This window comes from Aliiglaciecola sp. M165, from assembly GCF_007197995.1.
In the GTDB taxonomy this organism is placed as follows: domain Bacteria; phylum Pseudomonadota; class Gammaproteobacteria; order Enterobacterales; family Alteromonadaceae; genus Aliiglaciecola.
Genome location: NZ_VKKH01000001.1, coordinates 169,922 through 182,922, shown reverse-complemented (window position 1 = coordinate 182,922; position 13,001 = coordinate 169,922). Strand labels below are relative to the sequence as shown.

10 protein-coding genes are annotated in these 13,001 nt (G+C 44.3%); 7 read left to right on the top strand and 3 right to left on the bottom strand.

Going from position 1 to position 13,001, the window contains the following annotated elements; translation table 11 throughout:
- The first annotated feature begins 105 nt into the window (after positions 1 to 105).
- Entirely contained in the window at positions 106 to 2,256 is a 2,151-nt protein-coding gene (locus FM019_RS00785; RefSeq protein ID WP_143833984.1) for a tetratricopeptide repeat protein, read from the top strand.
- Here the strand turns inward: FM019_RS00785 and FM019_RS00780 are convergent.
- Positions 2,215 to 2,994: a hypothetical protein gene (locus tag FM019_RS00780; protein WP_143833983.1), complete on the bottom strand. Its 780-nt coding sequence runs from the start codon at positions 2,992 to 2,994 to the stop codon at positions 2,215 to 2,217. The genes FM019_RS00785 and FM019_RS00780 overlap by 42 nt on opposite strands.
- 243 nt (positions 2,995 to 3,237) lie before the next feature.
- Here FM019_RS00780 and FM019_RS00775 point away from each other — a divergent pair, with 243 nt between their 5' ends.
- From FM019_RS00775 to FM019_RS00760, 4 genes are all read left to right on the top strand, one after another.
- The gene (locus FM019_RS00775; protein WP_143833982.1) at positions 3,238 to 3,804 is read left to right on the top strand and encodes an RNA polymerase sigma factor; all 567 of its coding nucleotides are present in this window, start codon (positions 3,238 to 3,240) and stop codon (positions 3,802 to 3,804) included.
- Positions 3,797 to 4,303: a hypothetical protein gene (locus tag FM019_RS00770; protein WP_143833981.1), complete on the top strand. Its 507-nt coding sequence runs from the start codon at positions 3,797 to 3,799 to the stop codon at positions 4,301 to 4,303. Before FM019_RS00775 ends, FM019_RS00770 begins: the two co-directional genes overlap by 8 nt.
- A complete protein-coding gene (locus FM019_RS00765) occupies positions 4,303 to 5,340 on the top strand; it encodes a DUF4097 family beta strand repeat-containing protein (RefSeq protein WP_313901671.1) in 1,038 nt (345 codons plus the stop codon). Before FM019_RS00770 ends, FM019_RS00765 begins: the two co-directional genes overlap by 1 nt.
- 429 nt (positions 5,341 to 5,769) lie before the next feature.
- The gene (locus FM019_RS00760; protein WP_143833980.1) at positions 5,770 to 7,686 is read left to right on the top strand and encodes a caspase domain-containing protein; all 1,917 of its coding nucleotides are present in this window, start codon (positions 5,770 to 5,772) and stop codon (positions 7,684 to 7,686) included.
- A 53-nt stretch (positions 7,687 to 7,739) separates the two neighbouring features.
- Here the strand turns inward: FM019_RS00760 and FM019_RS20770 are convergent, their stop codons facing one another.
- Positions 7,740 to 7,913, bottom strand: coding sequence for a hypothetical protein (locus tag FM019_RS20770; RefSeq protein ID WP_185969134.1), 174 nt, complete (start codon positions 7,911 to 7,913; stop codon positions 7,740 to 7,742).
- A gap of 64 nt (positions 7,914 to 7,977) precedes the next feature.
- On the opposite strand from FM019_RS20770, the gene FM019_RS00755 reads away from it, so the two are divergent.
- A complete protein-coding gene (locus FM019_RS00755) occupies positions 7,978 to 10,071 on the top strand; it encodes a tetratricopeptide repeat protein (protein ID WP_143833979.1) in 2,094 nt (697 codons plus the stop codon).
- A gap of 118 nt (positions 10,072 to 10,189) precedes the next feature.
- Entirely contained in the window at positions 10,190 to 11,578 is a 1,389-nt protein-coding gene (dnaB, locus tag FM019_RS00750) for a replicative DNA helicase (protein WP_143833978.1), read from the top strand.
- A gap of 84 nt (positions 11,579 to 11,662) precedes the next feature.
- Here dnaB and FM019_RS00745 read toward each other — a convergent pair whose 3' ends face one another.
- The gene (locus FM019_RS00745) at positions 11,663 to 12,937 is read right to left on the bottom strand and encodes an OmpA family protein (protein ID WP_143833977.1); all 1,275 of its coding nucleotides are present in this window, start codon (positions 12,935 to 12,937) and stop codon (positions 11,663 to 11,665) included.
- Positions 12,938 to 13,001: the final 64 nt, after the last annotated feature.

The window sequence follows — 13,001 nt, the reverse complement described above, 5'->3', positions numbered from 1 at the left end:
AAAACAAACACTCAACGAAGTGAGTCGATATCTCCTAAACAGCTGTTCGGCTGAATTCACTTAGTTTGTAGCGCAATTGTCGTCACATGTTTACTAGGAACCCAGATGTTTAAGACCTTTGTGTCTGAAGTACGTCGTCGAAACGTTTTGCCAACCTTGTTGCCATATGTGGGCTTGGTGTGGCTGTTGTTGCAGGTCGTTTCCGTTATACAGCCCATGTTGAATATGCACCAACTGGTTGGCACCTTTGTGGCCATTGTGCTGTTCGCAGGCTTTCCGGTCGTTGCTTATTTGTCCTGGTATTTTAATTTTACCTGGGACGGTCTGGAACCCATACCCGATTTGGAATCTGGCGCCCCTTCGCGTTTTGGCAAGCGTAATTGGCTGGGTTTGACCGCGATAGTGCTGCTTTCTGGCTGGTTAGGGTTTGTCTATTTCAATGAGGTGAAACAAGATCTCGTTAAACAAGAAGAGGGCATTCGTCAGGTTAAAAGCGCAACCTCTATCGCTGTTTTACCGTTTCGCGACCTCAGCCCTGACCAGGATCAAGCCTTTATTACAGAAGGTTTAACCGAAGAGCTCACCTCTTTGTTAGGTAAAGTCAGTGAATTGAACGTTGCTGCCGCAAGCTCTACTTTTGCGCTGGCGAAAAGAGATCTCACCCCTGTTGATATTGGCAGAAGACTGCAAGTAGACACCATCGTCACCGGAAGTCTTCGCGTGACAGGTAATCGTTTAAAAATTCGCACTGAACTCATTGATAGTGGCGACGGCATGACACTCTGGACCGAAACTTTCAATCGCGAATTTAAAGATATCTTCGCCGTTGAAGAAGAAATTAGTCGCTCTATCGTAAATCTTCTTGAAGATCGCTATTTGGAAGCGGGTGAAGTCACCAGTGCAGCCAAAACTGCAGTGACAGATGCGTATGTAATGTATTTAAAAGGGCGTGAGCAATACCGTCTGCAAACCACCGAAGGGATGAAGCAGGCTCGGAAATACTTTGAACAAGCCATTGCACTGGATCCGGAATACGCGCTGGCTTATGTGGGTAATGCAGATACTTTGTTGATGTTGGAAAAAGGAAGTGAAAACTTTGGAATTTTGGAAACTGACGTCGCAATTGCATTGGCGGATAACAGTTTAGCGAAGGCTATTACCAGAGATTCTACTATTGCAGAAGCATACGCGATTATGGGCAGATCCTTTCAGATGCAAGGTAATTTGGATGAGGCTCTTAGCGCATATGACAAGGCCATTGGAATAAATCAAAGTTTAGCTAAAGCTTATTTGTGGAAGTATCTGATACTTTCTGAACTCAATCGGCAGTCTGAAGCATTTGAGTCCTTGGAATATGCCTATTCTTTAGATCCAATTTCTCTAGCCGTTTTACATAATCGTGCCTACGAACTGTCACGACTGGGCAGAAATGAAGAATCGGCGATTTTGTATTCTCAGGTCATAAAAGATTTCCCTCAATCTCCTCTAGGGTACGCGGGGTTGGCCGATCTTCATTTTTTACAAGGAGAATTGGCCGAGTCCCTCAGCTTCTGGCGAAAAGCTTTTGTTCTCTCTCCAGAAAATGAGTTTTATCAGAAGAGTTACATTGGTACGTTGATTACCTTGGGGTTTGTAGAGGAAGCTAAAAATCTAACCGATGACCCTTTTTACGAGGCGACCTTTTTATTGGCAGGAAAACGATATGAGACTCTATTTAAAGTCGTAGACGAGCAAATCGCTTCCTACCCAGATGATCCATGGGTCAAGTTTGAAGCTGCTTGGTACCAATCGTTGGTAGGTGATAGGGCATTGTCTAGCCAAATTTTCGTTGATGCTTTTCCCTTGTTTAATGAAGAAGAACTTTACGCAATGCCCATGTGCAGCCCAGCTATTGAGATTGCTTGGGCTTTTAAATATTCGAATCAAATTGATAAATCTAAGGAAATACTATCCAAATGCGAAAGTTTGTATGTCGAAGCAAAAAACTCGGGGATGCAAGACAACTTTGTAGATCATTTGGGAGCGAGGATAGCCGCCCTCAAGAACCAACCAAATGCTGCAGCGCAGCAGCTAAAAAAAGCCATAAAAAATGGTTGGAGAGAATGGTGGACAGGCCAAGATCCAATTTTTTCTGAACTGAAAACTATTGAAGAAATTGAATCGCTGATAAATCTCATCGAACAAAAACTTGAAGAAGAGAAGGAAAAAGCCCGCTTAATTCTTCATTCTTCTGATAAGCAACAGCCCGCTGAATAACAACAATACCAAGCTGGACGGTGAATCGATCACAGCTGCCAATATTACCATTCTTTCTGTGGCACCAAATGAAAGACTGTCTCGTTGCTCGTAATCATATGCACAGGTATAAGAATTTGGATCACCAGGAATTAATTCTCCGCAGTTATTTGGGAAATTATTGTGATTATCTGGGTTATAAAAAAAGCTTGTGTCGTTGCCGGAGTAAAAATAATACGTCAATGAAACAGAATACTCACCAGGAATCAAATCGGCGGGCATCAACACATCCAAGGTGGTTTCGCTGTTTGATGCATCACTCACAAATTGCCAGCGATTCAGTCCTTGTCTGATTGACCAGATAGCTTCTATACGGTCAGCATTGCTGAGGAAAATCGAAGTAAACCCTGTAAACTGAAGCCGTTCACCTAAATTGAACTGGTAATAACATGGATCATCCACGAAGTTATCATATTCAGGATCACCAAATTCAAACTCTCGATAGCATCCTCTTTCAGCAGCACCAGCGGCAAACCGACCAACTTGCAAAGATGTACTGCTAATTGCTTGATAATCAAAGGCTAGTCCAAGCCGATTAGCGTGAATATTATTGACTAAATAGAACTCTTCCGCTGCAGAAGCGGTGCGAGAACCCCTTCCTGATCCTCTAATCAACCCAGCATCCGCAAACGCATGAAATAAAAAGAATGAAAGTGCAAAACCGTAAACAAATACTACCCGTGCCATAGATGTGTTCATGATAGATTCTTATTAGTCAGTGAATAACGGCGAATTGGGACGCATAATTCGTGCCCCAATAATAAACTGGTTAAAAAACAACCAGTAACAGGGTGGGTTAATTTCTCTAATCGAAAGTTTGTAAAAAAATCAGACAGTTATCGCCTCCAAAATGGCAAAAATAAAATTATTTTTGGCTGTTTAAACCTTTCTGATCTACCCTGCGACTAATCTTTCAACACAAACAAGAAAACGAAGAACACTTTGAATACACAAGGAAATGTTGTTGAGGCGCACAAAGCTTTTGCCGAGAAATCGGAACGAGATTTGATTGCTGCTGTGCAACAAGGCGACAGAAAAGCGTATCAAACACTCTACCAAACTTATATTGGTCAGGTGTACGCCCTGTGTTTTCGCCTGACCAGTGATCAGGCGTTGGCTGAAGATGCAGCGCAAGAAGTGTTTATTCAGCTTTGGCGCAAAATTGGTAATTTTAAAGGTGATAGTAAGTTTTCCACCTGGTTGCATACGGTTACTTCAAACATCACGATTTCGTATTTGCGTAAGCAGCGTGGTTGGTGGCAACGAATGTTCAACATTGAAGATTCAGAAGCCATGCATCATGCCGCAGAGCAGCAGACCGATTTAGGTGATTTAGAGGGCTATGTAGCACGTTTACCAGAGCGGGCAAGGATAGTGTTTGTATTACATGCCATCGAAGGTTATCGACATGAAGATATTGCCAAAATGATGGATATGGCAGTGGGCTCCAGTAAGGCGCAGTTCCATCGCGCAAAGCATTTGTTGAAGGAGTGGATGGGTTATGAATAAAAAAGATTTTGAAGCAGATTTACGTACTCAGATCGACTCGCTTGATAAGAGCAAACAGCCTGAGCGTGACTTGTGGGCAGGTATTGAGATTGCGTTGGCAGATGAGGCCTCTCCCAATGAGATAAGCCAACAAACACAGCGTAGTGATAAACCAAAGATTTATGCCATTGCCGCCTCGGTCGCTTTTGTCGGTGCGTTGACTTGGTTTGGTATGCAGCAATCAGATCCTCAAATCGGTGGAGACGAGTTAATTGCAGCGCTGAGCACCCAGCACCAGGCACAAAAAGATGCCTTATTAGTGAAATTCCAGGACCAGCCAGCACTCACTGAAAACTGGCAAAAACAACTAGAAGAGTTAGATGAAGCCGCAACTGCGATAAAAGCGGCGCTCAAACAGGACCCAAATAATTTGGCGTTGCTCAAGATGCTACAAAGCGTCCATCAGCAACAAATTGACTTAATTGAACGAGTGCACTCTCCAAAGTGGAGACAAATCTAATGAATAGTGTAAAGAAAAGAAATTTTTTCGACGGCACCTGTCATCAGGTAAGCGGTAAAAACAGAATATTAAGTAAGGGTAAGATGATGAAGCAGATAATGCTCGGAATAGGACTGTCGTTGCTAAGCCTCGCCGCTTTAGCAGGAGAGAAGGTCGATGAAACGCTTAAAGCAGACAAAGATGGATATGTGCAAATTGAGCACTTAGGCGGTTATGCGTCGATCAAGGGCTGGGATAAAAACGAAGTGCGTGTGGTTGGCGAGTTAGGTGATCGCACCACTAAATTCATTTTTGAACGTGACGGCAATGAAGTGCTGATCAAAGTCAAAGTGAAGAAAAACCGTGGCAGTTGGACGTGGGACAGCGATGATGGAGATAACCTGGAAATCTTCGTACCCAAGGCAAGTCATGTTAACTATACCTCTACTAATGCCAATGTTGAGGTGTACGATGTCAACGGTAGTTCGGATATCGATACCGTTAATGGAAACATCGAAGTAGGGGATTTATCTGGTCGTCTGAGAATTGAAGCAGTGAACGGTAATATTAATGCTAAAAACCTCCGTGGTGACATCAAAATCGAAACCGTAAACGGTGATATCAGGGATCGCGATTCTCAAGCCAGTGAAGCCCAATACGATTCTGTCAATGGTGATATCGACGTTAATGTGGGGAGTTTGGAAGTCAAAGCTGAAACCGTCAATGGTGATATTGAATTGCAATTGGGCAAAGTAGAGCAATTGAATCTGAGCACAGTGAACGGTTCTATCGAAGCCAAATTAGACTTGGCACGCCAAGGAGATGTTAGAGCAAGTAGTGTCGGCGGCGATGTAAACCTATACTTTAATCGCGATGTGTCGGCCCGTTTTGACTTGCAAGGACATGCCGGTGGTCGGATTGTCAACAAACTGACAGACGACAAACCACAAAAAGCCAAGTATGGCCCCAGCCGTTGGTTAGAGTTCTCTCATAACGGTGGAAATGGCCGAGTAAATGTTTCAACCGTCAGCGGCCGGATAAAAATTGACGAAAAATAAAATCGAATAAAGAGTAGATTAAAAGGCGAGCTTCGTACTCGCCTTTTTTCGTTCAATTGCATGTCATCCAGTTCTGGAATTCAAAGCCGTCCCTCACTCCAATTCAACGTCATCACGCACCATAATACAACGTCATCCCGCACCACAATACAACGTCCTCCCGCAGGCGCTCTTAGTGCGGGATCTCTTGAACGCAGTTGCATTCTCATTTCTAAAAACCTGACTGGATTCCCGATAAGAGCACTCGGGAACGACGTGGATTTTTTTGCACTCGGGAATCTCGGGATTTTTTTAAGTGTTTCGGGAAAGACCTGGCTTCGGTAAAAATAACTACCATATATTATTGTGTTCAAACGCTTTTTGTTCAAAAGTTGGCGATAAACCAACCGCCCATCTAAACTAGTCGAACAATGGGTTAGGGACAAAACAATGCCAAAAAAATATGCTCTCATAATAGGGATAAACACCTATCTTTATATGGAGGAACAGTATCAGTTGCGAGGTTGTGTTAATGACGCCAAACTGATGAAAAACGTCCTTATAAACAAATTCAACTTTGACCCTGCAAATATCACCAGTTTGCATAATGAAAGTGCCACACGTGACGCCATTATTGGCGAAATGGACCGACTTGCCCAAAGGATACAAAAAGACGACATCTTAGTTTTTCATTACAGCGGTCATGGTCATCAATGCAAAGTCAAAGAGGATTTTTCTGCCGAGGGAAGCGGTAAAGATAACTGTATTCTCCCTACCGATGATTCCGAGCCTGATGGCGAAAACGTAATTTGGCGTGAGATCCGTGACAAAGAATTTAATGCATGGTTGCAACGAATCGCAGAAAAAACACGATACACCACGCTTATTTTTGATGCGTGTCACTCTGGAACTATGACCCGTGACGTCGCCGATACAGCAAGAAGTCGCAGTATTCCTACCGAGGTTCGTGACCTGGACAAACGCTCACCGGCATCGCCAAGTATCGCAGCATTAACTCATTCGTCATCATCAAGTAGATCTGAAAAAATCGGTGCAGGTGGATGGCTAACTCTAAGTGAAAACTACACGGTCATCTCCGGTTGCCGAGACACACAAACATCAAAAGAGTGGGAATTTACTATCGATGGCGAAGGGGTCCGCCATGGTGTTATGACGTACTTTTTAACTCGTGCTTTGTTACACGCAAAACCCGGCAACACCTATCGAGACGCTTTCGAACAAGTATGCTCAGGTGTAGTAGCCGAAGTGGCGGATCAAAACCCTCAGATTGAAGGCGCTATCGACCGGGAGTTATTTGGTGTCGCGGATATTGAACCCTTTGCACACATACGCATCACCAAGGTACAAGGTAATTCCGTGACCTTGGATGGCGGTATCGCTCATGGCATTCACGTGGGTGCAAAATGGGACATTTATCCCTCTCAAAGCAAAACGGCTAATCCGCAGGAGCGACTCGGTTCTCTAAAAATTGAAGAGGTTGGTGGGTTAAGCAGCCAAGCACAATTGCTTGAATCATCGGGTAAGGTTGTCCCTGGTGCGAGATGTATCGAAGTAGAACCGGTAGCCGCTGCGCAATTACTCAGCGTCGATTTAAGTCAAGTGGCAATTTCAGATAAGGCAGAGTTGCAGTCACTAATTGAACAATCCAGTGTATTAAAGCTTGTTCAGCACAGTGGCCAAGTGCTTGCCAAAATAGTCGATAAGCGATCAGGTTTGCCACAGGGTTTGGTAACAAAACAACAGGCGGGTTTTCCAGCATGGGTTTTTTTAGAACAGCAGGATCAATTGTGTATGCCACTGCATGGCGTCACTGAGCCGAATGTTACGCAGGTTTTGTTCAACAACCTGGAAAAAATCGCTAAGTTTAAACGTGTCATGCAACTTAACAATGTTAAGTCGGAGCTTGATGTCGCATTCAATGTTTATAAGCAGTTGTCTGATGGTTCACTCGTGCTTGCAAATGGCGGTACAACTCAGTTTGAACCTAGCGAATCGATGGTGCTTGAGATAAAAAACAATGACACTACTAAAACGCTGTTTTTCACTATCTTGTGGATCAGTGCTAACAAGGAAATCGCCCACTTTTATCCACCAAGAAAGACCTGTGAGCTGATTAACCCACAAACTGCTGTGCACATTGGTAAAGGCAGAAACCAACTCAGCGTCGCATTAAGCAGTGATTTTCCCAGCGATATGGGGATTGAGACCTGTAAAATCATCTTCTCGACAAAGGAAGCCGATTTTAGCTGGTTACATCAACAAGGGGTCAGGACGGGTGACGATCTTCAAGACGAGGATTGGTTCGCGATAAACCGTTCATTCATTTTAAAAAGACCGATGATATGAAATTGTTGCGCGAAAAGAAAAGGCACACAAATAACGGGTGCCTTTGTTTGTGATTAACGGTTGTCAGGTTTACCTGGTCTATTGTCCGGTTTGCCGACACGATTGTCAGGTTTTCCTGGTCGGTTATCTGGTTTACCTACACGTTCAGCTGAATCGACAGACTTGTTAGATTCAGATTTCTGAACATTTGAGTCACAGGAACTATTTGATTTTGTTGAATCTTGCATATCTTCTTCCGTATTCTGGATTCGATGTGATACTAAGCATATACTGGTTTTTCAGAAATGCCATATGGTGAAGCAATCTTTTGATTTGGGCGCTCGTTTAAGAATAAAAACAGGGGAAGTCATCATAATATCGCGTTTTTTCAAACAATTGGTCGCAGAAGTACGTCGTCGTGAAATCACCTCGGTAATTGTAACCTATGCAGTGGCCGGGTGGTTAATACTGCAAGTGGCTGGCTTAACCTTTGAACCCTTGGGCTTACCCGATTGGAGTGTTCGAGTCCTCATTGTTATCACCATTGCCGGATTCCCTGCAGTATTTTTTCTGGCTTGGCTTATTGATTTTAACAGCAAGGGTTTGATGTTCGATCTGCCCTTGTGGCGTGGCGAGAATTTTAACCAAACACCAGAGCAAAAAAAGTCTGGCAAAGCGGTAGCCATCTTGATGTGCGCGCTTGTGATGGCTGGTACCTGGTGGTTAGTAGTATTTCTACTCGATACGCTTCCGCAGCCCGATAAAAAACCTGAAGTGGTTAAAGAGTCCAAATTCCCTGCTAATTCAATTGCAGTATTGGCGTTTGAAAACTTTGATGGCGTTGCGGGCACAGATTATTTCTCTGCAGGGCTGGCGGAGGAAATCCTAAACTATCTGGCAAGTATTGAAGAGCTTAATGTTGCGGCGAGAACCTCGTCATTTCGTTTTCAAGGTGAGCAAGTTGATATTCGCGAAGTCGCACTCTTATTGAACGTAAAACATGTCATGGAGGGCAGTGCACGCAGAGAGGGCGACAGAATTCGGGTAACGGTTCAACTTATTGACGGCGAAAAAGGTTACCGTACCTGGAGTAAAACTTTCGATCGTACATTGAATGATATTTTTGCCGTGCAGCAAGAGATTGCTTCTTCCGTAGTTAATGAACTTAAAATCGCGCTGTCAGTGAATTCAGAAAATCAATTAAAAGAAACACCAACTGACAATATTGAAGCTTACATTTTTTATATGCAGGGCCGCGAAAAATTCCGCAGTTCCCGAGATGCGGATGTCATGAATACTGCCAAACAGTTGTTTAATCAGGCATTGGAAATCGACCCGTCGTTTGCCAGAGCCTATGCAGGTATATGCGAAACAAATTTGCGCCTGTATCAAATTTCAAACGCTATTGATGATTTTGAAAGTGCCGAACAGGCATGTGATCAAGCGCAGAAACTGAATAAAGGACTTAACTCAGATGTCAAAGTTGCTCTGGGCAGGTTGTATCGTTACCGTGGCTGGTATCAAAAAGCTAAAGATGAACTTTATGCGGCAATAAAGCTGTCTCCGACCGCGGTCGATGCCTTTATTGAGCTAGGCGAAGTCTTTGTCGAAGAGAAAGCTTTTTCGGACGCTGAAGCGGCTTTTATGCGTGCCGTAGATTTAAAACGAAATTATTGGAAGGCGCATGAAGCCATTGCCAATTATTATTACGTAAGGGAACAATTTGCTGACTCTGCAAACTCTTATGAAATTGTCACTCGCTTGACTCCTGACTCAGCCCTAGGATTTGGCGGACTCGGGGCAGCCTATTGGATGATGGGTGAAACCCAAAAAGCACTAGACGCTTACGAGCGATCCTTGCAATTAAAGCCAACTCGCCAAGCATATACTAATATCGGCACCTCCTACTATTACGCTGGACAGTTTGAAAAAGCAGCAGAAATGCAAATGCAGGCATTGGCACTAGCGCCTGATGATCACCGAATATGGGGGCGTTTAGCGGAAAGTTATCGATTTATTCCTGGCAAAGAAGCCGAGGCGCAAGATGCCTATAGCAAGGCTGTAGAGTTTGCCCTGAAAAACCTCGATATCAATAACGAAGATTGGCTGACGCGCGGCCAACTGGGGTTATATTATGTGTATTTAGCAGAACCAGACAAAGGCATGAAGCTTTTAGATAATGCGATAGAGCAATCTAATCGTTATCCTGAGCTTTTATATTTTAAAGCACTGGCGAGCTTGGAGCATGGTGGCGATGAGGCTTCAATAACACTACTCGAAGAGGCGGTGGCCGCTGAACCTTATTATCGGCAGTTCATAGCTTTGGATCCTGATTTGCAACAGCTTAAGGACCAAGCTCGCTTTCAAAAATTATTACCCTCATCTGCAGTACAACCTATTCCTTGATCCAAGGGTGCTAGGAGCAAGCTAGAAGGAAAAATAGACAGACGGCAGGCAACTTCCTCTTTAGTCTAAGCAAAAGATCGCGCATAATGATCGGCCGTTTGCTAACTCATTAGATCCCGTGAAAGCTGTTCCAAACAAAAATACCGACGACAAAATAGAAAAGTTGAAAATCCCTCCTCATTCCATGGAGGCAGAGCAGTCGGTGCTGGGCAGTATGTTAATTGCCCCGGATTCTTGGGACAAAGTAGCAGAAGTGGTTGTTGAAGAAGATTTTTATAATCGTTCCCATCGCACAATTTTTCGAGCCATTCTGCGTTTGCTTGCTGCCAATCTGCCGGTTGATATCATTACGGTCTCTGAAGAACTAGAAAACCACGACGAACTTGAAGAAGCTGGTGGCTTTACCTATTTGGGTGAGCTTGCACAAAACACACCCAGTGCAGCAAACGTTGTGGCGTATGCTGAAATTGTCAAAGAGCGGGCGATTACTCGTGAATTGATTGGTGTCGCACATAATATTGCAGACGTGGGGTACAACCCCGAGGGCCGCGACAGCCACGAATTATTAGACTTAGCTGAAACCAAAGTCTTTGAAATCGCCGAAAAGCGAACTGGCGCCAACGAAGGGCCTAGAGACGTAGAAGCGGTACTGGGTAAAACCATCGATCGCTTGGAAGCGTTGATAAAAACCAACAAGGAAGTTACGGGTGTCTCCACCGGTTATACCGACCTGGATAAAAAAACCAGTGGCTTGCAGCCATCGGATTTGATCATCGTTGCTGCTCGTCCTTCGATGGGTAAAACCACCTTTGCGATGAACCTGTGTGAAAACGCCATGTTGCTAGAAGAAAAGCCAGTATTGGTTTTTTCGCTGGAAATGCCTGCCGAACAAATCATGATGAGGATGCTGGCCTCACTCAGCCGTGTTGATCAAACCAAAATTCGTACCGCACAGCTTGATGACGAAGATTGGGCACGAATTTCCAACACCATGGCCATGCTTAAAGACAAAGACAACTTATTCGTAGATGATTCCTCTGGTCTTACGCCCATGGAAGTGCGTACCCGAGCAAGAAAATTGGCACGTGATCGTGGCGGGATCAGCATGATCATGATCGATTATCTTCAGCTTATGCGAGTACCCTCTTTGAGTGAAAACAGAACCTTGGAGATTGCCGAGATATCACGCTCACTCAAAGCTCTGGCAAAAGAGTTGGAAGTGCCGGTTGTTGCATTGTCTCAGCTTAACCGTAGTCTGGAGCAACGGGCCGATAAACGCCCGGTTAACTCTGATTTGCGTGAATCAGGTTCAATTGAGCAAGATGCGGATTTGATCATGTTTATTTATCGCGATGAGGTGTACCACGAAAACACTGAACTCAAAGGGATCTCTGAGATTATCCTTGGTAAGCAGCGTAACGGTCCAATTGGTACAGTCAGATTAACCTTCCAAGGACAGTTTTCGCGCTTCGATAACTATGCAGGCCCTGCTTACTCGGACGAATAGTTTTGATTAACCCCAATCCAGGGTTATCGAGAAGACAACAAAAAAGCGGCTTAAAGCCGCTTTTTACGTTTATATCAGTCGAGCTTAGTCACGTAACACTTTTTCTTTTTGTGTTGCAGTAACGCGTGCTTCAATGCGGCGGTTGATGCGATGAGCTTCTGCAGTATTGCTCTCATCAAGTAGTTGTGTCTCACCAAACCCTTCAGCGCTTAGTCTATCTGCAGCAATGTCGTACTTATCAATAAGTAGCTGTCTAACGGCTCTGGCACGCTTGAGCGACAACGTCATATTGTAATCAGCACGACCTGGTGCAGACGCGTGACCTTCGATAGCAGTTTGGGTATTCGGGAAGCGATTCATGAAGTCCGCAAATTCCTGGAATTTAGGATCATCAGGGTTTTGAATAACATCACTATTGTTACCAAACAAAACATTTAGCGTTTCACGAACTTCAACTTCTTCGAAAATACTACAGCCATTGGCGTCAACTTTATCAGTCAAAGGTGTGTCAGCACATTGATCTACTGTGTCTAAAACACCATCCTGATCGCTGTCGATTTCAAGGCTACAGCCTTTAGCTCCAACAACCGTACCTGCTGGTGTGTCTGGGCAGCGATCCAAATCATTGCCAACACCGTCCATGTCTTTGTCCCAGTTACAGCCAGTTGCGTCAACGCGAGTACCTGCGGGAGTGTTAGGGCATTGATCAACACCATTGAGAACTCCGTCACCATCTAGATCAACGTTACAACCTTTGCTGTCTACACGAGCTCCAATAGCGGTGTTCGGGCATTGATCCAGATTGTCATTAATACCATCTTGGTCGGCATCACCTGGCGGTTTTGGCGCAGTTTTACCAAAGGCATAAGCTAAACCTAGTTTGGCGCTGACGTCATTATAAGCCTGACCAAAATCATGGTAAGCCGCGACTTCTGTAATAAGTTTAAGGTTTTCGCCTACGTTAAAGTGCTTACCCAAACCCAAGTTCGCCATTCCGCCAGACTGTGGCATGTTTAGGTGCTTGATACCGCCAAAAATATAAAGTAAGTCATCTTCCAAAAAGTACATTGCGTCAAATCCAAAACGATCCGCAGTGTCATCATCGAGATTGGCATCACTTTCCAGGTTGATTTTCGAATATTCTACACGACCACCCCAATGCTCATCATGTCTGAATCCATATTCCAAGCCCAAACCTAATCCAGCGTCATAAGAGGTGAAATCAAAAAACTTTTCTTCATCGGGTTTGTAGACTTCTGCAAATCCACCGACCCATTGTTTGTAATCGGGTTCGTCAGCAACGACACCATGTGTTGTGATGGCAGCGGCAACTGCCAGTGCTATGTGTAATTTTTTCATTCTTCCATCCTGATTTTTGTGGTTTTTAAAAGTTATCCAATGCTGAGTTGAGACTCAGTCTTAT